The organism is Nonomuraea sp. NPDC050680, assembly GCF_040654555.1.
GTDB lineage: Bacteria > Actinomycetota > Actinomycetes > Streptosporangiales > Streptosporangiaceae > Nonomuraea.
In genome coordinates, this window is the sequence record NZ_JBFAIF010000034.1 from 20,923 (window position 1) to 42,947 (window position 22,025).

At 69.2% G+C, this 22,025-nt stretch carries 24 protein-coding genes; 9 read left to right on the forward strand and 15 right to left on the reverse strand.

Annotation, left to right across the window (positions count from 1 at the left end; translation table 11 throughout):
- Positions 1 to 76 precede the first annotated feature (76 nt).
- From AB0H88_RS49545 to AB0H88_RS49560, 4 genes are all read left to right on the forward strand, one after another.
- Entirely contained in the window at positions 77 to 1,063 is a 987-nt protein-coding gene (locus tag AB0H88_RS49545) for a superoxide dismutase (RefSeq protein WP_357656781.1), read from the forward strand.
- Between the two features lie 336 nt (positions 1,064 to 1,399).
- Positions 1,400 to 2,203 carry an SAM-dependent methyltransferase gene (locus tag AB0H88_RS49550; protein ID WP_357656783.1) on the forward strand — a complete coding sequence of 268 codons (804 nt, stop codon included), beginning with the start codon at positions 1,400 to 1,402 and terminating at the stop codon, positions 2,201 to 2,203.
- Positions 2,204 to 2,830: 627 nt separating this feature from the next.
- A complete protein-coding gene (locus AB0H88_RS49555) occupies positions 2,831 to 3,178 on the forward strand; it encodes a type II toxin-antitoxin system RelE/ParE family toxin (protein ID WP_357656785.1) in 348 nt (115 codons plus the stop codon).
- 1 nt (position 3,179) lies between these two features.
- Positions 3,180 to 3,479: a helix-turn-helix transcriptional regulator gene (locus AB0H88_RS49560; RefSeq protein ID WP_357656787.1), complete on the forward strand. Its 300-nt coding sequence runs from the start codon at positions 3,180 to 3,182 to the stop codon at positions 3,477 to 3,479.
- An 83-nt stretch (positions 3,480 to 3,562) separates the two neighbouring features.
- Here the strand turns inward: AB0H88_RS49560 and AB0H88_RS49565 are convergent, their stop codons facing one another.
- Complete coding sequence (locus AB0H88_RS49565; RefSeq protein ID WP_357656789.1) at positions 3,563 to 4,072, reverse strand: helix-turn-helix domain-containing protein; 510 nt, start codon at positions 4,070 to 4,072, stop codon at positions 3,563 to 3,565.
- Positions 4,073 to 4,149: 77 nt separating this feature from the next.
- On the opposite strand from AB0H88_RS49565, the gene AB0H88_RS49570 reads away from it, so the two are divergent.
- Entirely contained in the window at positions 4,150 to 4,947 is a 798-nt protein-coding gene (locus tag AB0H88_RS49570) for an NAD(P)H-binding protein (protein WP_357656790.1), read from the forward strand.
- A gap of 141 nt (positions 4,948 to 5,088) precedes the next feature.
- Here AB0H88_RS49570 and AB0H88_RS49575 read toward each other — a convergent pair whose 3' ends face one another.
- On the reverse strand, positions 5,089 to 5,655 hold the full coding sequence (locus AB0H88_RS49575) for a DoxX family protein (RefSeq protein WP_357656792.1): 567 nt from the start codon (positions 5,653 to 5,655) through the stop codon (positions 5,089 to 5,091).
- A 329-nt stretch (positions 5,656 to 5,984) separates the two neighbouring features.
- Between AB0H88_RS49575 and AB0H88_RS49580 the strand changes: the two genes are divergently transcribed.
- The gene (locus AB0H88_RS49580) at positions 5,985 to 6,314 is read left to right on the forward strand and encodes a helix-turn-helix transcriptional regulator (protein ID WP_357656794.1); all 330 of its coding nucleotides are present in this window, start codon (positions 5,985 to 5,987) and stop codon (positions 6,312 to 6,314) included.
- Positions 6,311 to 7,279 (forward strand): HD domain-containing protein, encoded by a 969-nt coding sequence (locus tag AB0H88_RS49585; RefSeq protein ID WP_357656796.1) that lies wholly within the window; start codon positions 6,311 to 6,313, stop codon positions 7,277 to 7,279. The genes AB0H88_RS49580 and AB0H88_RS49585 overlap by 4 nt, the downstream gene beginning before the upstream one ends.
- A gap of 58 nt (positions 7,280 to 7,337) precedes the next feature.
- Here the strand turns inward: AB0H88_RS49585 and AB0H88_RS49590 are convergent, their stop codons facing one another.
- Positions 7,338 to 7,862 (reverse strand): serine hydrolase, encoded by a 525-nt coding sequence (locus AB0H88_RS49590; protein ID WP_357656797.1) that lies wholly within the window; start codon positions 7,860 to 7,862, stop codon positions 7,338 to 7,340.
- A gap of 21 nt (positions 7,863 to 7,883) precedes the next feature.
- Here AB0H88_RS49590 and AB0H88_RS49595 point away from each other — a divergent pair, with 21 nt between their 5' ends.
- On the forward strand, positions 7,884 to 8,303 hold the full coding sequence (locus AB0H88_RS49595) for a hypothetical protein (protein WP_357656799.1): 420 nt from the start codon (positions 7,884 to 7,886) through the stop codon (positions 8,301 to 8,303).
- Between the two features lie 62 nt (positions 8,304 to 8,365).
- Here the strand turns inward: AB0H88_RS49595 and AB0H88_RS49600 are convergent, their stop codons facing one another.
- From AB0H88_RS49600 to AB0H88_RS49630, 7 genes are all read right to left on the reverse strand, one after another.
- Entirely contained in the window at positions 8,366 to 9,832 is a 1,467-nt protein-coding gene (locus AB0H88_RS49600) for a carboxylesterase family protein (RefSeq protein ID WP_357656801.1), read from the reverse strand.
- A 72-nt stretch (positions 9,833 to 9,904) separates the two neighbouring features.
- Positions 9,905 to 10,471, reverse strand: a complete 567-nt coding sequence (locus tag AB0H88_RS49605) for a hypothetical protein (protein ID WP_357656802.1) — start codon at positions 10,469 to 10,471, stop codon at positions 9,905 to 9,907.
- 60 nt (positions 10,472 to 10,531) lie between these two features.
- Positions 10,532 to 10,876 carry a PadR family transcriptional regulator gene (locus tag AB0H88_RS49610; RefSeq protein ID WP_357656804.1) on the reverse strand — a complete coding sequence of 115 codons (345 nt, stop codon included), beginning with the start codon at positions 10,874 to 10,876 and terminating at the stop codon, positions 10,532 to 10,534.
- A 73-nt stretch (positions 10,877 to 10,949) separates the two neighbouring features.
- Positions 10,950 to 11,819: a carbohydrate ABC transporter permease gene (locus AB0H88_RS49615; protein ID WP_357656806.1), complete on the reverse strand. Its 870-nt coding sequence runs from the start codon at positions 11,817 to 11,819 to the stop codon at positions 10,950 to 10,952.
- Positions 11,816 to 12,823 (reverse strand): sugar ABC transporter permease, encoded by a 1,008-nt coding sequence (locus tag AB0H88_RS49620; protein WP_357656808.1) that lies wholly within the window; start codon positions 12,821 to 12,823, stop codon positions 11,816 to 11,818. Before AB0H88_RS49620 ends, AB0H88_RS49615 begins: the two co-directional genes overlap by 4 nt.
- Positions 12,823 to 14,049, reverse strand: a complete 1,227-nt coding sequence (locus tag AB0H88_RS49625) for an extracellular solute-binding protein (protein WP_357656810.1) — start codon at positions 14,047 to 14,049, stop codon at positions 12,823 to 12,825. Before AB0H88_RS49625 ends, AB0H88_RS49620 begins: the two co-directional genes overlap by 1 nt.
- Positions 14,050 to 14,060: 11 nt before the next feature.
- Positions 14,061 to 15,077, reverse strand: a complete 1,017-nt coding sequence (locus AB0H88_RS49630) for a LacI family DNA-binding transcriptional regulator (protein WP_357656812.1) — start codon at positions 15,075 to 15,077, stop codon at positions 14,061 to 14,063.
- Positions 15,078 to 15,215: 138 nt separating this feature from the next.
- Here AB0H88_RS49630 and AB0H88_RS49635 point away from each other — a divergent pair, with 138 nt between their 5' ends.
- The gene (locus AB0H88_RS49635; protein WP_357656813.1) at positions 15,216 to 17,537 is read left to right on the forward strand and encodes a glycogen debranching N-terminal domain-containing protein; all 2,322 of its coding nucleotides are present in this window, start codon (positions 15,216 to 15,218) and stop codon (positions 17,535 to 17,537) included.
- Here AB0H88_RS49635 and AB0H88_RS49640 read toward each other — a convergent pair.
- The 5 genes from AB0H88_RS49640 to AB0H88_RS49660 form a co-directional block, all read right to left on the reverse strand.
- Positions 17,503 to 18,474 (reverse strand): SDR family NAD(P)-dependent oxidoreductase, encoded by a 972-nt coding sequence (locus AB0H88_RS49640; protein ID WP_357656815.1) that lies wholly within the window; start codon positions 18,472 to 18,474, stop codon positions 17,503 to 17,505. The genes AB0H88_RS49635 and AB0H88_RS49640 overlap by 35 nt on opposite strands.
- A 36-nt stretch (positions 18,475 to 18,510) precedes the next feature.
- Positions 18,511 to 19,296, reverse strand: a complete 786-nt coding sequence (locus tag AB0H88_RS49645; RefSeq protein ID WP_357656817.1) for a chitosanase — start codon at positions 19,294 to 19,296, stop codon at positions 18,511 to 18,513.
- Between the two features lie 90 nt (positions 19,297 to 19,386).
- Complete coding sequence (locus AB0H88_RS49650; RefSeq protein ID WP_357656819.1) at positions 19,387 to 20,079, reverse strand: FMN reductase; 693 nt, start codon at positions 20,077 to 20,079, stop codon at positions 19,387 to 19,389.
- A gap of 43 nt (positions 20,080 to 20,122) precedes the next feature.
- Positions 20,123 to 21,196 (reverse strand): LLM class flavin-dependent oxidoreductase, encoded by a 1,074-nt coding sequence (locus AB0H88_RS49655; RefSeq protein WP_357656880.1) that lies wholly within the window; start codon positions 21,194 to 21,196, stop codon positions 20,123 to 20,125.
- A 76-nt stretch (positions 21,197 to 21,272) separates the two neighbouring features.
- Entirely contained in the window at positions 21,273 to 21,929 is a 657-nt protein-coding gene (locus tag AB0H88_RS49660) for an NAD(P)H-binding protein (RefSeq protein WP_357656820.1), read from the reverse strand.
- Positions 21,930 to 22,025 lie beyond the last annotated feature (96 nt).

Consider the following 22,025-nt stretch of genomic DNA (forward strand, 5'->3'; position numbering starts at 1 on the left):
TTATTTCCTCAGAAATAGCTGTGAACCGGCTCCTTGGGCCTTTGCCGGGCTGGGGCGCAGGGGCATCGTGGGCCGCATGAGATCAGCGATCCTCACGACCGCGCTCTGCGCCCTTTTCGTCACCTTGCCCGGCGCGCCCGCGTCGGCGGCCACGCCGCCCGGCACGATGGCGCAGACGGCCACACAGTCCGACACGATGACGCTGCCTGACACTGTGACGCTGCCTGCCACGATCGCGCTCCCCAACGGCTTCCGGCCGGAGGGGATAGCGATCGGCAGCCGGCCGGTGGCCTACCTCGGCTCCCTGGCGAACGGCGACATCTACCGCGCCGACCTGCGCACCGGCCAGGGCGCCGTCGTCAGCAAGGGCCCCGGCACCCCTTCGGTCGGGCTCAAGCTCGACTCGCGGAACCGTCTGTTCGTCTCCGGTGGCGCCGCTGGGAACGCCCGGGTGATCGACGCCCGTACCGGAGCGGTGCTCAAGTCGTACACGCTCGCCACCGGGGCGTCGTTCGTCAACGACGTCGTGCTCACGCGGGACGCGGCCTGGTTCACCGACTCCACCAACCCCGTCCTGTACAAGGTGCCGCTCGGCCGCCACGGCGCGCTGCCCGACCAGGCGGTATCGGTGCCGCTCACGGGCGCCATCCAGTACACGACCGGCAACAACGCCAACGGCATAGCCCCGACCCCCGACCACAAGGGCCTGCTCATCGTCCAGTCCAACGTCGGCAAGCTCTTCAAGGCCGACCCCGCCACCGGCGTCACCACGGAGGTGAACCTGGGCGGTGAATCCCTGGTCAACGGCGACGGCCTGCTGCTGGACGGCCGGACACTGTACGTGGTGCAGAACCGGCTCAACACGGTCACCGTCATCCGCCTGACCGCCGACGGCTCCTCCGGCCAGGTCGTGAACCGGCTGACGGACCCCCGCTTCGACGTCCCCAGCACCGTGGCATCGTTCGGCAACCGGCTCTACCTGCCCAACGCCCGCTTCACCACGACTCCCGCCCCCGACACGACGTACTCGGTGAACGCGATCACGGCGCCACCCCGCCACTGACCTGCCCGGACCCGGCCAAGGCCGGCGGGCTCCCGATGGCAGCGATCTTCGGATGGCCGCACAGCCTGGTCGTGCGCGCTATGGGCGCACGGCCAGGCTCCTGGCCGGCGATGAGGCTCCAGCCGCCCTTGGTGAGCGCTGGATGATCTCAGTGAGACGGTTGAAGCTTCCGACTCGATCCTCGTGTGCCGGGTAAAGATATTGGTCAATTTCCTATACGTCCTGGTCGAGACGCTCGATATGCTTCGGCGAACTCGCCCGTCGACTGGCGCTTAACCCGCCCCGTCCGTGTTTGCGCTAATTTTAGGGAAATGATCTAGGGGTTGGAGGCCGTTCATGACGGAGCAAGGCGCAGACGGACCTAGCGGCATCGACGTCACCAGGCCGAGCGTCGCCCGGATGTACGACTACTACCTGGGGGGCAAGGACAACTTCGAGATCGACCGGGAAGCCGTACGCCGAGTCGAGAAGGCTATGCCGGAGGTCGGCCAGCTGGCCTTGGAAAACCGGGCGTTCCTGCGCCGTGCCGTACGTCACATGGCAAGGCAGGGTGTTCGGCAGTTCATCGACATCGGTTCCGGCCTGCCCACGGTCGGCAACACGCACGAGATCGCCCAGGAGATCATCCCCGACGCCCGCGTCGTCTACGTCGACAACGACCCCGTCGTGCTGCAACACGGCCGCGCCCTGCTCGCGACCGACCAGAACACCACCGTGGCCGCCGCCGACATGCGGCGCCCCATCGAGGTCCTCGAACACCCGCATACCGTCAAGCTCCTCGACTTCAGCCAGCCGGTCGGCGTCCTGATGATCGCTATGGTGCACTTCCTGACCATGGATGAGCGGGAGGCGGTCATGACCCAGCTGCGCGACTCCCTGCCGTCCGGCAGCTACCTCACGCTGACCCACGTCACCCGCGACGGTCACCTGGCGGATGCGGTGGCCGCGATCGAGGCTGTTTACGCGGACACGCCGACGCCGATCTACTTCCGTGAGCACGCGGAGGTCGCACGCTTCTTCGAGGGATTCGAGCTGGTGCCTCCCGGCCTGGTCACCATCGACACCTGGCACCCCGACCCGGACGACCAGGCCCCCGAGGCCACGCGATGGCTCTACGGGGGCGTCGGCCGCAAGCCGTAACCCGTGATCGCGGCATCAGCGGATCCGCCCGCTGGGAGACCCCGCATTGGCCCGACGGCTCCTGGCTTCCCGAGCCCCTGCTGAACACGGGCGGCGACATCGTGGTGAACGTCGGCGCCCCCCAGCACCTCGTGGGGGGCCGGATCTGACGACATCCCCACCGCCGACATCCCCATCCCGAACCTGCCCGCCGCCTGCTGGCCGTCCGGCTCCTCCCGCGCGCAGAAACTCCAGTACGACGTGGACGGCGTAGCCACCACCGACGCCAAGTCCCAGGGCGTCTCGTTCACCAGCCCCGCGGCGCCGAACGTCAAGATCTTCGCGCTCACGACCCGCGCGTGACCAGGTCGGCGTGGCATGCCTGCCACACCGGGCAGGCACGCCACGCCGCACCTTCGTCGGCATCGGCCATTCCAACGCTGACTTTGCCGGGCCAAGCGGCCGGGCGCCGCCCACAAGCTCGTACGACAGAGCAACATCGTCTGCCTGAGACGGCCTCTGGCAGTGGGTCTATCCGCACTGCGTCGGATGGGATCGCTTCGCCAAAATAGGCGAGCGTAGCCGGTGACCTGGGCTGATTTCTCGTTTCAGAGACACCGCACTTGCCTGCTCTATAACGTCCGTGTTATGAATTGGGGAGAGGTGGAGTTGGAACCTGAGGTGGACAAGTGGTTCGACTCGCTCAGCCAGGAGGATCAGGAAACGGCGGTCTTCTATGTCGATTTGCTGGCGTGGTGTGGAGTGCTGCTCGACGAGCCGTACACCAGGCAACTGCATGGCAAGCTTAGGGAGCTTCGGTTCCATCTCTCTCAAGAGGCTGTGCGCATCACGTACTGGATCGCATCAGGCAGACGGATCATCTTGCTGACAGTGTTCCGTAAGCAGCGGATGCGCGAGACGGCCGAGGTCAAACGAGCTGTGCGAGCTCTGAATCGGTGCATCGCCGAGGCTCACGCGGCGGATGAGGATGAGTGACATGAGCGAGCGCAAGGCATGGACCGACAAGCGCGCCGAAATCATGAGCCGTCCGGGCGCCGGAGCCGCTTACGAAGCCGCTCGGATCCGCTTCGAGCTGGGTGAGGCCGTACGGCTGCGCCGGGAGGAGCTTGGCTTGACCCAGTCGGAGCTGGCCGAGCGAGCGGGTCTCCAGCAGCCGGCGGTGGCCCGGTTCGAAGCCGGCGGCACCATGCCGACCATCCCTATGCTGGAACGCTTCGCCGAAGCCCTCGGCCTACGTCTCACCGTCCAGTTCCAGCCCCTTCGTGAAGCGAGCTGAACTTTCTCGAACGTGTTCCCCTCTCGGGCTCCGAACAGCTCGGCCAGCGTTGCTGCCCCCGATCACCAACCGCGGCCGCCGGCCTAGCGCCGGTCGAGGCCGTCGAGCATGAGGGGGAGGAAGCGCTTCGGGATGACGTCCGGGTGGCAGGCGAACACATTGAGCAGCTCCATGAGGTCGTCGGTGCCGACATCTGACCGCATCGCGCCGTCCGCCTGCGCCAGCAGTACCAGCTCGTCGAGTCGACGCACCAGCGCCTGCCTCGCCTGCGGCGCGGAGGCCCCGGCCAGCGCGACCGCGATGGCGCCGCGGCCCTTCTCCACGCTGTAGACGACGAAGGCGCGAATGGCCGACCACGCGTCAGGCTCGGCTGTCACGGCGTGGTCGAGGGCGTCCATGAGCTCGTGAACATACTGCTCCGCCAGGGCGGCGAGCAGCATGCCTCGGTCAGGGAAGCGGCGATAGAGCGTACCGACGCCGACCCCGGCCCGGCGGGCGATCAGCTCCATCGGCGCGTCCGCGCCGCGCTCGGCCACAGCGTCACGTGCCGCCTCCAGGATCCTGTCCCGGTTGCGGCGGGCATCGGCGCGCATTGAACTCCCGTTGAAGTGGACGACCGGCTTCCGCTTAGTATACAACCGGAAGCTGAGATTCCACTTAGGAGGTAGCGATGATCGTGGTGACAGGTGCGACGGGCACGATCGGGCGCGCGCTGGTCGAGGAACTCGGCGGTGCGGTGCGAGCCGTGGTACGGCGCGCGGAACAGGGCGAGGAGTTGGGATGCGACTACGTGGTCGGCGTCCTGGAGCGGCCGGAGAGCATCCCGATCGAGCCGGGTGACAGGCTCTTTCTCAACAGCGCGCTGTGGCCGGGTTTCGTGGCAGCGCACAAGGCGGTCATCGATCACGCGGCGGCCGCGGGTGTGGCGCAGGTGGTGACCGTGTCCGTGCGCGGCGTGACGTCGGGCAGCCTGCTCGGGTTCGGCCTGCACGGGCAGGTCGACGCGCATCTGAAGGCGTCGGGCGTGCCGTGGTCGATCCTGGCGCCGGTCGGCTTCATGCAGAATCTCGCGGGCGATGTGGATGAGGAGGGGCAGATCTTCGGCTCGTACGGCAGGGGCAGGGTCGGCTATATCGACGCGCGGGACATCGCGGCGGTGGCGGCCGCGTTGCTCACGCGTCCCGTCGGCGCCGACGCCACGTACGAGCTCACCGGCCCGGTGGCGCCTACGCATGACGAGATCGCCGCCGAGCTCACCCGAGCACTCGGCCGGACCGTACGTTACGTGGACCAGCCGGTGGAGGAAGCCGCCGTTCGCCTGGAGAAGCGCGGCATGCCCGCCCAAGCGGCCCGTGACCTGGCCGAACTCATGGCTCAGATCGGGGATGGTCGCTGGGCGAGCACGACCACGACCGTGGCCGACATCCTGGGTCGCCAGCCGCGCTCGCTGCGGGAGTTCCTCGGGTAGACGCGTGCGGCGGCGAACTCCGCGCTGGGCTCATACGGCCGCTGGCCCCGCTCTTCCTCGGGGCGCACCCGCTCGGTGCCCTCGATGAGCCCCTCATACTGAGCGAGGTGGTCGGGGCAGTCGGCGAGCGGAACGGCGTGATCAGAATTGGACGTTGGTCATCGTGTACCACGTCGGAGCGAAAGCCAGCAGGGCCAGCACGCCCAGGACCGCCAATGACTTGAGTACGCGTGAGGCGGTGATGGTCGCGGGTGCGATGGGCCTCAGCTTCCACCGTCCGACCGCGATGTACGCCGCGACGCCGCCCAGCAGGAGATTCGCGGGTACCAATTCGTATTCGCCGCGCGTGATGTGAAAGCCGGCCGCGAGGATCATTGTCAGCGTCAGGCCGGCGGCGGCGAGCGGCGTCAGCTTCGGTTTGACTCCCGTCATCGCCGGCAGGATCAGGCCGACGCCGCCAAGTACCTCACAGACCCCGATGAAGACGATCAGGGGCTGCGGCACGGCGGCGTACCACGCCACGGCCCGGGGCGCCGCCGCATACAGAGCTCCGTCGTACAACAGCACTTTGCCGAAACCGCTGCCGGCGAAGAAGAAGCCGAACAACGCTTGAAGTGACCAAAGCGCGCCGTTGAGCGTGAACCTCGTTCCGCGCCCCTTGGGCTGCTGCTCAATGTCCTTGACGCCGTCGCTTACGTGCTGGTCCATGTCCTGTCACTGCCTTTCTTGTCGGGTTGGTGCTGGTTGTTCCTTCGTCGGTACGTGGTGACGGGACTCATCCGACCACCGCGGCAAGGTCGCGTGCGGCGTCCGTGGGACACGGTGGGACACGCGAGACGCGGTCCAGCTGCGAAAACAAGAATTTGTGCCGTGGCCGCGGGCTGGGACGGCTGCCGTGGCGCGAGTGTCGGGGCATGGCTGGGCGGGCGCTCGATGCGCTTGGCGGCATCAGGGGATTGAGCGAGACCGCGAGTGGCACATGGTTGTCACCCGCAAGGTGATGTCACGTTCCGTGTTGGATATCTAGAGTTCTACACATGACGGATGGTCCGCGGATGACCCTGCAGACGATGCTCGTGCTGGAAGAGATGCTGTCCGACCCGACCAAGCGCCGCTACGGGCTGGAACTGTGCGAGAAGACCGCTCAGCCCAGCGGCACCATCTACCCGATCCTGGCCAGGCTGGAGCGTGAATTCGGGTGGATCGAGCGCCGCAAGGAGTCTGCGGCCGAGCACCTGGCCCAGGGACGCCGCGCCCGCTACTACTACACGCTGACCGAGAAGGGCGCACTTCGAGCTCGGGCCGCTCTCGAGCGAGCCGAGCGCTCTCGCGGACCTGCTGCGAACCTCCGGCCGGCGACGTCATGACCGGCTTACTGGAGCCGCTGCTGGCTCGGCTGCCCGCCGAATCGACGGCTGTGGAGCGTGGCAGGATCCAGCGTGCTTACGGGTTCGCCGCCCGTTGCCATGCGGGCCAGGTGCGCAAGAGTGGTGACCCGTACATCACCCACCCCGTCGCTGTGGCGGAGATCGCGATCGACGCCGGCCTGGACTGTGCCACTGTCTGCGCTGCCCTGCTCCACGATGTGATCGAGGACACCGGATGTGACGCCGCACAGCTCCGCGCGGAGTTCGGCGACGAGATCACCACGCTGGTCCAGAGCATGACCGAGCTCGACGACAGGCACGACCAGGCGGCCATCGACGCCGCAGACTACCGCGCCCTTGCCCTGAAGGTGCTCGATCGGCTGCACAACATGCGCACCATCCAGCACCTCGACCAGGAGAAACAGCGGCTGAAGAGCGAGCAGACGCTTGACATCATCGCACCGCTCGCCGGGCACCTCGGCCTGCGGGCCATCGCGGACGAACTCGAATCGATCGCACGCGGACGCCTGACCCACCTATCCGCGGACACCGGCGCGACGTACCGGCTGCTCGTCCTCGGCGCGCTGCTTCTCCCGGCGGCGGTCAGAGCGAGCTATGTGGACGAATGGCTCGGCGAGCTCGACGTGCCGCAGGACCGGCGGGCCCGCACCCGCTTCGCGCTCAGGCTGGCTCTCAGCATGCCCGCTCTGGCTCTGACCCTGCGCCGCCCAGTACGGCACATGCCAGCCGACTATCTGCTGTCCGTTCTCCGCTGGATCTTACGGACAGACCTGCGCACCTGGACCCCACTGACCGTGCTGCTCGGCTGGATGATCGTGGAAACCGCACGCAACAGCCTCAGCGACGCCGTGATCCTCCTGATCACGGTGCCCCCCACCCTCCACGCCGGCGTCACACGCCTACGCACGAAGCTGGGTCTTGATCAACCGGACGAGCCCACCTAAGGGCGCTGTAACGGTCAGCCCGAGTCTTCGGCCGCACGCGTGCTCAGCGCGGGCGGACTCAGCGGTCGCACATCGTGGCGACGAAGGCGTCGATCAGGTGCTGCCGCTTGTCTGGCACGCCCGTGACGTAGACGGTGGCGGCGCGCCCGGCCCGGTCCCGGCCGCTGAACACCGCGGCCCCCGGCATGTCGCCGGCGGCGAAGTAGGCGTAGCCGCAGCCCGACTTCATCCGGGTCACCCCGTAGCCATAGCGGGCGCCTTCGGGCCAGCCTTCCTGCTCGACCGGCACCGTCCTGGCCATCATCTTGCCCAGCGGGGCCTTGCTCCAGAACCGGTTGAGGTCCTGCGGGGTGGAGACCAGACCGCCGCTGGGCCCGAACTCGTACGTCGGCAGCCGGTCGGTCAGATCCACCTCGCCGCCCTGCGGGCGGCCCGGGTGCACCCCGTAGGTGTGGGCGTGCGGGCCGCGGATGTCGTAGTCGCCCTTGGCCGGCCAGTACGTGTCCCGCATCCCGTACGGCGTGAGGATCAGGTCCCGGCTCACCTGGCGGAAGTCCTTGCCGGTCACCGCGGTCACGATCATGCCGAGGACCAGATATCCGGTATGGAGGAGATTGGTCGCTCCTTTGTCCGCGGTCAGTGGCGGGATTGGCCCGCGGAGCAGGTGGCGGCGATCTGGGCATTCCTGCACGCGTGGTGGATGTACAGCCTCACCACATCCGAGATCGCCGTGCCCGCGTACGAGGTGTTCGTGGTGTGCGCCGAGGCGTCTGGCACGCTCGACCCGTGGCTGGCAACTTGGGAGGCGGTCGCCCATCCCCTTGCCGACCAGCGCCTGGCGGAAGCGGTGGCCCACTGGGAGCCTGACCTGCTGGCAGACCGGCTCCCTTGGGATGCCTGGGACGAGGAGGAGGACAAGCGCGCCACACTGTTCGCCTGGCTGGTCCGCCACGCGCCCGCGCGCCTGCGCGCCCGTGGCGCTTCCGAGAAACTGGTCCACCTGGCGAGCGCGCCGAAATCATGAGCCGTCCGGGTGCCGGGGCCGCTACGACCACTGACCTGACCGGGCTTTCAGTTGGGGCCGTCTCAGTTGAGGCCGTCGAGGTGCCACCAGGTGCCTGAGGGCCAGGTGCGGCCGTTCCAGGCGTGGCGTTCGGTCGGGCGTGGATCGGGTTCGACCCGGCTCTGGCCGGTGTCGAAGATCATGGTCTGGCGGTGTTCGGTGTCGTAGGGTGCCCAGCCGGGTGTGTCGCCGCGGGCGAAGTGCCCCCAGGTGTCGTGCAGTTCCGCCGACAGCGCTCGGTCGGCGGGCTCGGTGAGTGGGATCGACTGCCAGATCATCGGTCCGTCCGCGCCGTGCCCGCCGCGCAGCAGCCTGCCCAGGGGTGTCGTGGCGGGTACCCCGGGAAAGGGGCCGTCGTAGCGGGATCGCCACACCGGCGCGTGTCGCGCCTGCGCTTCGGCCAGCCGGGTTGTGGGGATGCCGTACCGTTCGTCACCCAGGACGGCCAGGCCGAGCGCGGTGTCGTCGAGCTCGGGTCGGCTCTCGCGGTAGGCGGCCAGCATCGTGTCCGCCTCGGCCGCGCCGAACAGTTCGGCCAGTACCCTCGGCGCCTGTGCGGCCGTACTGCCGTCCATCATTTGGAAGGTGCCGCCCTCGTTCCCGCAGGTCTGTGCGAGCAGCGGGACACCGGCGGCGGAACCTGCGGCGATGGCGTCGATGGGCCTGCCGGACAGCACGGTCCCGTCGATGGCGGGCCGCCAGATCCACAGTGCCTTCGCGCCGGTGGCGATGGCGTCCTGGGCCGCGAGCATCTCGGCGGCGGGCACCTCGCGCACTCGGTCGGCGCTCACGCCGAGCTCTCGCAGGAACCGTACGGTCACGGCCTTGGCCTGCGCCGGGGTGGCGACGTGGTCGCCGCCGCCGCTGCTGGACGCGGCCCGGTGGATCAGCCCTCGGGTGAGCGGGCTGGCCAGCAGGTTGGCCACGCTCTTGGCGCCGGCGGACAGCCCGTACAGGGTGACCCGCTTCGGATCTCCGCCGAATGCCGCGATGTTCTCCTGCACCCAGCGCAATGCCTGAATTTGGTCGAGCAGTCCAGAGACGCCTGAGGAGTCGCCGATGTCGAGGAAGCCCAGGCTGCCCAGCCGGTAGTTGAAGCTGACCACGACGAGATCATGGGTGCGTGCGAAAAGGCTGCCGTCGGCGTACATGTCGATGCCGCTGCCGGTGAGATAGCCACCTCCGTGCACCCACACCAGCACCGGCCGCAACCGCCCGTCCGGGGAAGGCGCCGCCACGTTCGCATACAGGCAGTCCTCGTCCATGACCGGCGCCGGCAGGCCGGGCAGGACGGACTGCATGGCCGCGTTCCCCGGCGCGGTGGCTTCCCGCACTCCCTGCCAGGGCACCGCCGGCTGCGGCGGGCGCAACCGGAGCTCGCCCACAGGGGGAGCGGCATAGGGGATCCCTTGCCAGAGGAGCACATCACCAAGATCGACGCCACGGACCGCACCAGCGCGAGTTGCAACAAGGGTCACGCCGACCTTCATAGCAGTCGACGAAGGACCGTCAGAGGGCGGCCTCCCTGCCGGGCTCGACCGCCCGAGTACGACAGCGAGTGATCACCCTCGGGCTTTGGCCGCGCGCCGCCATCCCGTCGCGGTCATGATCAGCAAGAGAGCCGCAAGAGTCACCCAATAGGCCGTGTGCCGCAGGCTCGACGATGGGTTGGTGAGCGCGGACGCCAAGCCCGGCAGGATGTAGATCGCCGCCGCCAACGCCCAGCGCGGGCTGCGCGCGACGGTGGTGGCCCACACCCCTGCCAAGAGCAGGACGCCTTCCGTAACCCCTCTGACCAACTGCCAGGTCTCGCCATACTCGCCGAAATAGGGCGCGTAGGTGAGGATGATGGCGGCTGCCGGGATCGCCGACCACCACCACGGCCGCGTGCGCAGGTCCCGCGATCGGCGGGCCGCGAGGACCACGGCCCCGACCGCGAGCAGGCCGTAGGGCGTCAGCGAAACCCAGTTGTGGTACGCCGGGCCCAAGAACGGCGCCCAACCCGTCGCCTCGGTCCCGAACACCATGGCCCGGCCGGTCGAGAGCGCGAGGGCCAAGGCCAAAGGCAGTGCCGCCAGTGCCCAGCCGCGCAGCAGCGCGACCACCAGCGCCGCCGAAGTATTCGGCACGGTGACCGGACGGGAAGGCCCGCAGGAACAGCCGGTACCAGCTTTCGGTGAACGCCTCGCTCATGCCTGTGCCGTCCCCATCGCCGGGGTGATCCGTCCGGTGACGACCCGGGCGGCCTGCTCCATCCGCGCCGCCTCCCGTATGACGGCCGAACGTCCGTCCTCGGTCAGCCGGTAGTAGCGGCGCGGACGGCCCTGGACGGTCTCCTCGCGGTCCACGGCGATCAGCCCGTCGCCCGCCAACCGGTCGAGCGCGCCGTAAAGGGTGCCGACGGCGAGCCGTACCCGCCCGCCGGACTGCTCCTCGGCCCGCTTGATGATCCCGTAGCCGTGCGAAGGCCCGTCGAGCAGGGCGGCCAGCACGAAGTACGTGGGCTCGCTCATCACTGGTGATCGCTTAACCATACGCGCGACGATATATCGTCCGGCGAAGTATGTGAAGGGGTGGCGGATCACCTTCGGCTCACCGTCTTGTCGGCTAACCTTTGTCGCTGCCCTCGTTGGCGCCACGGACGAATCTGCGCTGGAATATCACGAAGATCACCGCCACCGGGATCGTCGCCAGCAGCGCCGCCCCCAGCTTGAGCGGGTACTGCGTGCCGCCCCCCAATGACCCGCTGACCAGATCGGCCAGCCCTCGGGGCAGCGTGAACAGGGCCGGGTTCTGGACGGCCACCAGCGTGTGCGGGAACTCGTTCCACGTGCCCTGGAACGAGATGATCGTCAGCGTGATCAGCGCCGGCCGGGCCATCGGCAGCACCACTGACCAGAACGTGCGGAACGCGCCCGCCCCGTCGATCCGGGCCGCCTCCTCCACCCCCGCCGGGATCGAGTCGAAGAACTGCTTCATGATGAACACCCCCGCCGCGTCCACGAGGACCGGCAGGATCAACGCCAGATAGCTGTCATACATCCCTAACTGGTTGAGGACCAGAAATTTCGGGATAAAGAGGACGACACCCGGCACGGCCATCACCGCGATGACCGCCCCGAACAGGGCCGACCGCCCGCGAAAGCGCAGCCTGGACAGCGCGTACCCGGCCAGCGAGTCGAGGAACACGCGCCCGACCGTCACCACGATCGTCACCAGCAGCGAGTTGCCCAGCCACACCGGCAGGTCGGTACCGCTGAACACCTGCTCGAACCCCGCCAGCGTCCCCGGGTGCGGGATGGGCGAGAGCGGTGAGGCGGCCGCTTCCGGCTCGGTCTTGAACGAGTTCGCGATCTGGATGACGAACGGGTAGATGAACACGAGCGCGAAGAAGATCAGGATCGAGTAGCCGGTGAAGGTGCTCGCGAGCCTGCGCATCCCACCCCCTGCCGTCCTGTCGCGCGTCGGGAGCGTCACGAGCTCCTCCTCTCCCGCATCACGCGCCGCTGGAACAGCGTCAGCAGCACGATGATGAGGAACAGCACGAACGAGATCGCCGTCCCCGCCCCATAGTCGAAGTCCCGGAAGGCCGTCCGGTACGACAGGAACGCCGGGGTCAGCGTGGTCTTGGCCGGAGCCCCCTGACTCATGACGTAGATCTGGTCGAACACCTGCCAGCTCCCGATCATCCCGAGCGTCAGCACCAGGAACATCGTCGGCCTGAGCAGCGGCAGCGTCACGTACCGGAAGCGCTGCCACCGCCCCGCCCCGTCGAGCACGGCCGCCTCCTCCAGCGTCACCGGGATGTCCTGCAACGCCGCCAGGAACATCAGCATGAACGTGCCCGACGTCGTCCACACGACCAGCGCGATGATCGCGCACATCGCCACGCTCGGCCCGGACAGCCACTCCCACCACGACAGGCCGAACGGCCCCGCCCCGGCCAGCACCGCCGGCGGCGTGTCCATGCCGAGCAGCAGGTGGATGACCCCTCTGGCGTCGGAGAACCACTGCGGCCCCTGGATGCCGAAGAAGCCGAGCAACTGCGTGAGCGCCCCGGAATTGCTGAAGATGAACAGGAACACCACGCTGATCGCCACCGAACTGGTGACCGAAGGGAAGTAGAACGCGCTCCTGAAGAACGACTTGCCCTTGAGTAGCCGGCTGTTCACGATCAAGGCCAGACCCAGCGCCAGCGCCGTCTGCAGGGGTACGACGATCGCCACGTAGTAGGCGTTGTTCCTGACGCTGATCATGAAGTTCTCGCGGGCCAGGTCGTCGCGGGCGAACAGCCGGCCGTAGTTCTCCAGCCCGACGAACGGCACGCCGCTCTTGAACGGGCTGCCCTGGCCGTTCCACGAGGTGAGGCTGACCCACATCGCCATCAGGATCGGCAGCAGCAGGAACACCCCGAGGATCGCCACGACCGGCGCGACGAACAGCCACCCCGTCGCGTCGTCCCTGGCCCGGCTGCGGCGCATCAGTCGCCCAGCGCGGACTGCGTGTTCTTCCGCAACCTGGCCAGCAGCGCCTTCGGGTCCTGCGAGGTGAGCTGCTGGAGCCCGGCGTCGAAGTCGGCCAGGACGCTGTCCATCTTGGCGGCGTTCACCGGGCCCTGGGCGTAGGCGGCGCCGTCCACGAACGCCGTGTCCGTGGGGAACTCCTTGACGTAGGCGTCCTTGGCCGACTGCCGCGACGGCATGACCCCGAACGCCTTGGCGAACGCGAGCTGCTGGTCGGCCTTGGTCATCGCCTCGACGAAGGCGATCGCGGCCGTCTTGTTGGCGCTCTTGGCCGCGATGCCCCAGCAGTTCGTGAACGACAGCGTGCCCTGCTTGGCCCCGGCGGGCAGCGGGTGGGCCGTGTACTGGATGTCGGGGTAGTCGGCCTTCAGCGCGCCCTTGATCCAGTTGCCCTCGATCGTCATCGCGGCCTTGCCCTTGCCGAACGCCTCACCGGCCCACGACGCGCCGAGCTGCTTGGGGTACTGGGCCAGCTTGTCCTTGAGCAGGGTCTTGACGTACTCCAGGGCCTTGAGGTTCTCCGGGCTGTCGCCGGTGGCCTGCTTGCCGTCGGCGCTGGTGATCCAGCCGCCCGCCTGCACCATGAACGCGCCGATCCGGTCGCGGGTGTCGCCGATCGCCAGCGGGGTGACGCCCTTGGCCTTGAGCTTGCCGGCCGCCTCGGTGAGCTGTTCCCACGTGGTCGGTACGTCGGACGCCGCCAGGCCCGCCTTCTTCCACAGGCCGTCGTTGACGATCAGCGCCAGGGTGGAGAAGTCCTTCGGCGCGCAGTAGAACGTGCCGTCCCGGGTGAAGGTGGTGCGCAGGCTCGGGTAGAAGTCGTCCGGGTTCGAGATCTTGTCCCCGTACGGCTCCAGCGCGCCGACACTGGCGTAGTCGGCGAACCGCGAGGCGTCCACGTAGAAGACGTCGGGCGGGGTGCCGCCCGCGAACGCCTGGCCGAGCTGCTGGTGGATGTCCTGCGCCGGGGTGACCGTGGCCTGGTTGCCGCTCGCCTTCGCCCACGCGTCCGCGGCCTGCTTGACCGCCGTCGTCTCCGGGTCGCCGGAGGAGGCGATGAGGATCCGCAGCGAGGCGGGGCCGCTGCTCTGCGGCGCGGCCGCCGGCTTGTCCTCGAAGCCGCTGCCGCACGCGGTCGCGGCCAGCGCCAGTACGGAGAGCGCCGCCAGGGGGAGGTGTTTCATCGTGTTTCCTTTCACGCTGTCCGCCGGATGACCAGGGAGGGTTGAAGCAGTACGTGATCCGGCTTGTCCGGGCTGTCGTCTTCTAGGAGCCGGGTCAGCACGCGGACACAGCGCACGGCGGCCTCTGACAGCGGCTGGCTCAGGCTGGTCAGGCCGATCGCGGCCGCCACGGGCGTGTCGTCGAACCCGATCACGGGCACCGGCCCGGCCTGCATGGCGCCCAGGGCGACGGAGTCGCTCACGCACACCAGGGCCGTGGCGCCGGCCGCGATCAGCTCCCGCGCCGCGACCTCACCCTCGGCCGCCGACCCATCGGTCCGCCGCTCCAGGACGCCCGCCGCCTCGCCGTCTTCGGCGTCATTCGTGCGCGCTTCGGCGTCTTTCGTGCGCGGCGTCAGGCTCGCGGCTTCGAGTGCCCGGACCCAGCCGCTCCTGCGGTCGTCGCCGACGCCGGAGCCCTCCGGCCAGCCGATGAAGCCGATCCGCCGGTGACCCGCGTCGAGCAGGTGCCGGGTGGCGGCGGCCGTACCGGCCGCGCCGTCCACGTCCACCCACGGATGGTCGCCGCCCTCCGGCATGCCCCATGGCCGCCCGAACGTGACGAACGCCAGCCCCCGCTCGGCCAGCCACGAGGTGCGCACATCGCCGTAATGGGTGCCGGTCAGGACGAACGCATCCGGCTCGTACGCCCCGAGCAGGTCGTCGAACGTGGCGATCTCCGACCGATCGTCGTCGGCCGAGTAGAGGATCACCCGATACCCCGCCTTGGCCGCAGACTCGGTCAGGCCGTGCAGGAACCGGTCGAACACGTTCATGCCATCCTGGGTTTGCTCGATCCGTACGGCCAGGAGCCGCGACCGGCCCGTCCGCATGCGGCGCGCCGCCTGGTTCACCCGGTAGCCGAGCTCCTCGACCGCCTGCCGTACGCGCTCACGCGTCTCCTCGCGGACGAGGTCGGGGGAGTTCAGGACGTTCGAGACGGTCTGCCGGGAGACGTTGGCACGCCGCGCGACGTCGGCAATCGTCACCTTTTCGGGCATCATGTCGCTTTCTAATGGTTTGAACGTTCAAACGGAGGTATGGCAGGATTGGATCGTTCAAGTAAACGGAGTGTTACGCACTATCTCCCTTGGACGATTCGCCTGTCAAGATTTTGGGGGCCGCTCGTGCTCGACCAAGCCACGCACCGCCTGCAACCGCTGCTGCACGACCTCGTCAGCACCGTCCTGGCACCGACGACCGCGCTGAGCGGCACCGACGGGCAGATCAGGGCGGCCGGGGTGCAGGGCCTCTTCCACGCGGACGCGCGGGCGTTGTCGCAGGTGAAGCTGGCCGTGGACGGCAGGGAACCGGAGGCGGTGGGGCACGCGGCGCAGGCCGCCGGCCGTACCAGGTTCGTGTCGCTGCTCCGCTGGCTGGGCGACCCGATCGCGGACCCCACGGTCCGCCTCGACCGCACCCGCGAGGTCGCCCCCGGACGGATGGCGGAGCTCATCGAGATCGCCTCCACCGCCACCCGCCCGGTGACGGCTACTGTCACCCTCGACCTGAGCTGCGACTTCGCCCCGATCGAGCTGGTGAAGGCCGGCGGCAGCGCCCCTCCGGCCGCCGTCACCCCCGCCTCGTCCACCGAGGGCGCCTGCCTGGAGTGGCGGTCCGGCCGCATCCGCGTACGGGCGACCGCCGAGAACGCCACGGCCGAGCCGCAGCCCGTACGGGCGATCGGCGAGAGCGCCACGGCCGAGCCGCGCCCCGTACGGGCGATCGGCGAGAACGCCGCGGCTGAGCCGCTGCCCGAGGGGCGGTTTCGGTGGGAGGTCGCGCTGGCGCCCGGCGAGCGTGTCACGCTGCGGTGGGCCGTCATGATCGACGACCCCGAGGCGGTGGTGACCGCGCCGACCAAGCCGCTGGAGTGGAGCGTCCCCGAGGTGACGGCCGACGACACCCGGCTCGTACGGCTGGCGGCGCGCTCGCTCGAAGACCTGCGCTCCCTCAGGCTGGCCGAGACCGGTGAGCCGGGGGACACGTTCCTGGGGGCGGGGGTGCCGTGGTTCCTGACGCTGTTCGGGCGGGACAGCCTCTGGGCCGCCAGGATGCTCCTGCCGCTGGGCACCGACCTGGCGGCAAGCACGCTGCGCGTACTGGCCAGACGGCAGGGCACCCACGTCGACCCGGCCACCGGTGAGGCGCCCGGCAAGATCATGCACGAGCTGCGCCGCCACGAGCACGGCGGCGGCAGCCTGCGACTGCCCGCCGCCTACTACGGCACCATCGACGCCACCCCGCTCTGGATCAGCCTGCTGTACGACGCCTGGCACTGGGGCATGCCCGCCGCCCAGATCGAGCCCCTGCTCCCCGCCCTGGAGGCGGCGCTCGGCTGGCTCGGCGACCACGCGGACCCGGACGGGGACGGCTTCCTGGAGTACATCGACTCCACCGGCCACGGCCTGGCCAACCAGGGGTGGAAGGACTCCGGCGACGCGGTCCGCTTCCGCGACGGCCGCCAGGCGGAGCCGCCCATCGCGCTGGCGGAGGTCCAGGGGTACGCCTGCGCCGCCGCCCACCAGGGGGCCGCGCTGCTCACGGCGTTCGGCCGGGAGGGGGCTGAGCGGTGGCTGGACTACGCGGGCGCGATGGCCGACCGCTTCCGCGCCCGCTTCTGGGTCACTCACCCCGCGCCGGACACCGAGCGGGGGAGTGGTCATCTCGCGTCTGTCACTGGCGGGGGGAGCGGTTACCCCGCGCCGGACACTGACCGGGCGAGCGGTCATCCCGCGCCGGTGGCGGGCTGGGAGAGCGGCTATCCCGCGCTGGCCCTCGACCGCGACAAACGGCCCGTCGACTCGCTGACCAGCAACATCGGCCACCTCCTCGGCACGGGAGTGTTGTCGCCGGGGGAGGAGGCGAGGGTGGCGGAGCTGCTGGGCACCCCGGCGATGTCCGGCGCCTTCGGGCTGCGGACGATGTCGGCGGACGACGGCGCGTTCAGCCCACTGTCCTACCACTGTGGGTCCGTCTGGTCACACGACACCGCCATCGTCATCGCCGGACTCGCCAGGACCGGTCATGGGCGGCTGGCGGCGGAGCTGGCGCGGGGCCTGCTGACGGCGGCGGAGGGCTTCGACTACCGCCTGCCCGAGCTCCACGCGGGCGACGACCGGGACACGGTCGGCCGCCCGGTGGCCTACCCGGCCGCCTGCCGGCCCCAGGCGTGGTCGGCCGCCGCCGCCGTGACGCTGCTGCACGCGGCGGTGGGCCTGTATCCGGACGTACCGGGCGGCAAGGTCGTGGTGCGTCCCCTGGCGGGAGCCCCGCTCGGCGCGGTCACCGTACGCGGCCTGCGGGTGGCGGGCGCCGACGTCACCGTGTCGATCGACCGGTCGGGCGGAGTCCAGGTGACGGGCCTCCCACCCGGTCTGTCGGTCGAAGCGGCCGAGCCCGGCTTGCCGGTCCTCAGAGGTGGGCCGGGAGGATGGAGAGCTCGGTGAGGTGGGCTTCCGGTGGGGCGGTGAGGGCCGTCAGGACCAGGGAGGCGACCGCGGCCGGGGGCAGGTACCGGTCGGGGTCGTACGGTGAGCCGAAGCCGGTCCGGACCTTGCGCAACAGGTCGGTGGCCGTGGCGCCCGGGTAGATCGTGGTGACCCGGATGCCATGGGGGTGTTCCTCGTCCCGTACGGCCTCGCCCAGCTCGCGCAGCGCCGCCTTGCTGGCCGCGTAGGCGGGCCAGCCCTTGGGGCTCAGGCCGGGCGCGGCGTTGATGAGGACCACCCGGCCGCGGCTCCCGCGCAGGGCGGGCAGGATGAGTCGCAGCAGCTCGGCGGCCGAGGCGACGTTGACGTTGAAGGTGTCGCGCCACAGCTCCACCGTGCTGTCCGCCGTCGCCGTCACCTCGGCGATGGCCGCGCAGTGGACGAACCCGTCCAACTCCCCGATGGGCGGCAGCGCGGCGGCCAGCGTCTCCGGCCGGGCCAGGTCCGCCACGACGGCGATGACACTGCCGGGGGCGAAACCGGCGGGGGTGACATCGGTGTGCGTGACGGTTGTGGGCCTGGCTTCGTCGGGCGTGCCATCGGTGGGTGTGACCGCAGCAGGGGCGCTACCGGCAGCGGCGACGGCGGCGGACGGTAGGGCCGGGGTCATCATCTCCGGCCACGGGAGATTCGCCGCGACCGGGGTGATCTCGCCCAGCTCCGCGATCCCATCCGTGGCACCAGGCCCGGCCGACCGCTCCACGACGCCGAGTTCGACCGAGGTGGTGATCCCGCCGGACGTGGTGAGCCCGCCTGAGGTGGCGAGCTCGCTCAGGCGGGCCGGGTCGCGGACCAGGGCCAGGACCCGGTAACCCGCCTCCAGCAGCGTCGTGGCGATGGCCGAGCCGATGCCGCCCGTCGCCCCTGTCAATAAGATCGTCCCAGCACGGGTCATGATCAGAGCGTGGCAGAGGCGCGGGCCCTACGTCTATCAGCTCTTGATCGTGTAGCTGTCGCCGTACACCTTCCAGGTCAGCGGCGGGTTCAGGTCGAGGTTGCCGTTCTTGAGGAAGACCCGCTGCTCGGTGTCGACGCGGGTGGTGTCCTCGTGCGCCTCCTCGGCCTTCATCGCGGCCTTGCGGGCGTCCAGGAACGCGTTGAGGTACGTCGTCTCGTTGCCGCCCTGCGCCGGGGTCTTGGCCTTGGACATCGCGGTCTTCCTGATGCCGCCGAAGCTGAGCTTGTCGCTGCCGGGGCCGTGCATGACGATCGCGTCGTAGTAGATGAACTGGCCCAGCGCCCGCAGTCCGTCCGTCTTGGCCTGGCTGACCGACGGGTTGAAGTAGACGCGGTCGCGCTCGTCGTTCTGCGCCGTCTGGAAGGCGGTGTCCTTGGCGGCGCTCTTCCAGTCCTTGGTGAAGTTCGGGTCGAGGCCCGCGTGTGAGTCGCTGCCGTTGACCTTGCGGAGGGCGGGGAGGTATTTGGCCAGGACATTGCCCGGCTTGCGGTTGGTGTAGAGCTCGACGAGCGCCAGCATGTCGCTGGTGCCGGAGCAGAACCCGATGATCCCGGCCGTGTAGCCGCGGCCGTCGTCGATGTCCTCGATGTAGCCGTACTGGGACTTCCAGTCGAGCGTGGAGTTCTCGGCACTGGACACCAGCTGCATGGCGATGTCCTTCTTGTGCGGATCGGTGAGGTCGACCGCTGCCTGGCTGGTGCCCGTGAGCACGAGAGTGGTGGCTAAGGTGACCAGTGAGACGAGAGTGGTTCGGAGCACGTGATCTCCTGCTCTTCGTTAGGAAAGCTTCCTAACGAACCATACTCGCAGGAGTCAACCTTCGGGGCTTTTGTTGTGAAATTGGGCCCCTTATCGGCGTAGTGCGGCTAGTTGCTGCTCGAACGGTACGACGTCCGCCTCCGGCGCGGGTGCCGGCGTACGGCTGCGCAGCAGGTCGGCCAGTTCGCTCGCGGCGCGCTCGATCCGCTCCGCCAGGCCGTCCGCGTAGTCGTCACCCCCGCCGCCCCAGTCCTCCGACGCCGCGTAGACGGCGGTCGGCATCACCATGGCCCTCAGGTACGCGAACAGCGGCCGCAGCGCGTGCTCCAATACCAGCGAGTGCCGTGGCGTACCGCCGGTCGCCGCGATGAGCGTCGGCTTGCCCACCAGCGAGGTGGGGTCCATGACGTCGAAGAACGACTTGAACAGGCCGCTGTAGGAGGCGCTGAAGACGGGCGTGACCGCGATCAGGCCGTCGGCCTCCGTCACCGCCTCGATCGCCTCGCGCAGCTTGGCGCCGGGGAAGCCGGTGACGAAGTTGTTCGCGATGTCGACGGCGAGATCACGCAACTCGATCACCCGCACAGTCGTCCCGGTCGGCGACTCGCCGAGCCGCTCCACACCCGCCTCGGCGGCCTCGCTCGGCCGGTCGCCGAGCCGCCCGACGGTCGCCTCGGTCGGCCGGTCGGCGAGTCGCCGCACGGTCGCCTCGGTGAGGCGGTCGGCGAGCAGGCGGGTGGACGATGGCTGGGTCAGACCCGCCGTGACGACGACGAGCTTCATGAACACTCCTCCGATCTTCTCCAGGTCGAGCTCAGTCGAGCAGTCAGGCGGTCAGACGGTCGCGGGTGGTGTGGACGGGACCGTCGGGCACCTCGGCCGGCCGGTTCACCGCGAACTCCCGGCGCAGCACCGGCACGACCTCCTCCCCGAGGATGTCCAGCTGCTCCAGGACCGTCTTCAGCGGCAACCCCGCGTGGTCCATCAGGAACAACTGCCGCTGGTAGTCGCCGAACGACTCCCGGAACGTCAGCGTCCTGTCGATGACCTGCTGCGGGCTGCCCACCGTGAGCGGCGTCTCCTCGGTGAACTCCTCCAGTGACGGGCCGTGCCCGTACACGGGGGCGTTGTCGAAGTACGGGCGGAACTCGCGCACCGCGTCCTGCGAGTTCTTCCGCATGAACACCTGCCCGCCGAGCCCCACGATGGCCTGCTCGGGCGTGCCGTGCCCGTAATGGGCGTACCGCTGGCGGTAGAGGGTGATCAGCCGGATGAAGTGCTCCTTCGGCCAGAAGATGTTGTTGGCGAAGAACCCGTCGCCGTAGTAGGCGGCCTGCTCGGCGATCTCCGGGCTGCGGATCGAGCCGTGCCACACGAAGGGCGGCACCCCGTTCAGCGGCCGTGGCGTGGCCGTGAAGCCCTGCAGCGGCGTGCGGAAACGGCCCTCCCAGTCGACGACGTCCTCGCGCCAGAGCCGGTGGAGCAGGGCGTAGTTCTCGACGGCCAGCGGGAGGCCCTGCCTGATGTCCTGCCCGAACCATGGGTAGACGGGCCCGGTGTTGCCCCGGCCCAGCATCAGGTCGACCCGGCCGTCGGCCAGGTGCTGCAGCATCGCGAAGTCCTCGGCGATCTTGACCGGGTCGTTGGTCGTGATCAGCGTCGTGGCCGTGGACAGCGTGAGCCGCTCGGTCTTGGCCGCGATGTAGCCCAGCATGGTGGTGGGGGAGGACGGCACGAACGGCGGGTTGTGATGCTCGCCGGTCGCGAACACGTCCAGCCCGACCTCCTCGGCCTTGACCGCGATGGCCACCATCGCCTTGATGCGCTCATGCTCCGTCGGCGTCCTGCCGGTGGTGGGGTCCATGGTCACGTCGCCCACACTGAAGATCCCGAACTGCATATCGCTCATCACCTCGTACTATTGAAAGTTCAACAACCACCCAAGCAGCGTGTGGTCCGAGGTTATTCCGCGCGGGTCAGCCTTGGAGGGCGTTGATCTCCGGTGGCCCGAGCACCCGCTGGGGCGCGCCGCGGTCCGCCACGGTGATCATGGCTTGGCCGATCCGCTCGGTCGTGGTCACCGCCGTGGGCAAGAGCAGCCGCAGCATCGGGTAGAAGGGCGCCGTCACCACGTACGCCAGCCGATACCAGGTCGTCCGCGAGGTGACGCCGTGCATGGGCTGGATGTAGCCGGGCCGGAACATGTACGCCTCCAAGGGCAGGGCCAGCAGCGCGTTCTCGGTCTGGCCCTTGACCCGGGCCCACATCGCCCGGCCGTGCTCGTCGGTGCCCGCCCCGGACACGTAGACGAACGTCGAGCCGGGGTTGAGCCTGGCCAGCGTCTGGCCGGCGGCCAGCGTGCAGTCGTAGGTGACGCGCCGGTAGTCCTTCTCGCTCATGCCCGCAGAGGAGACGCCGAGGCAGAAGAAGCACGCGTCGTAGCCGGACAGCTCGGCCTCGATCGGCGTGAGGTCGAGCAGATCGGCGTGCACGAGCTCGCGCAGCTTGTCATGGGTACGCCCGGTGGGGGTGCGGCCGACCGTGAGCACGGCCACCACCCGCTCATCGGCCAGGCATTCCCGGAGTACGCCCTGCCCCACCATGCCGGTGGCACCGAAGATGACGACTTTCATGCCAGTTCCCTATCCAGATCGGCGGCGGTCAGACGGCGGTCAAGTGGCAGTCAGGCGCTGTGCCCATCCCGTGACCTGGTATTTCCGCAATTAACC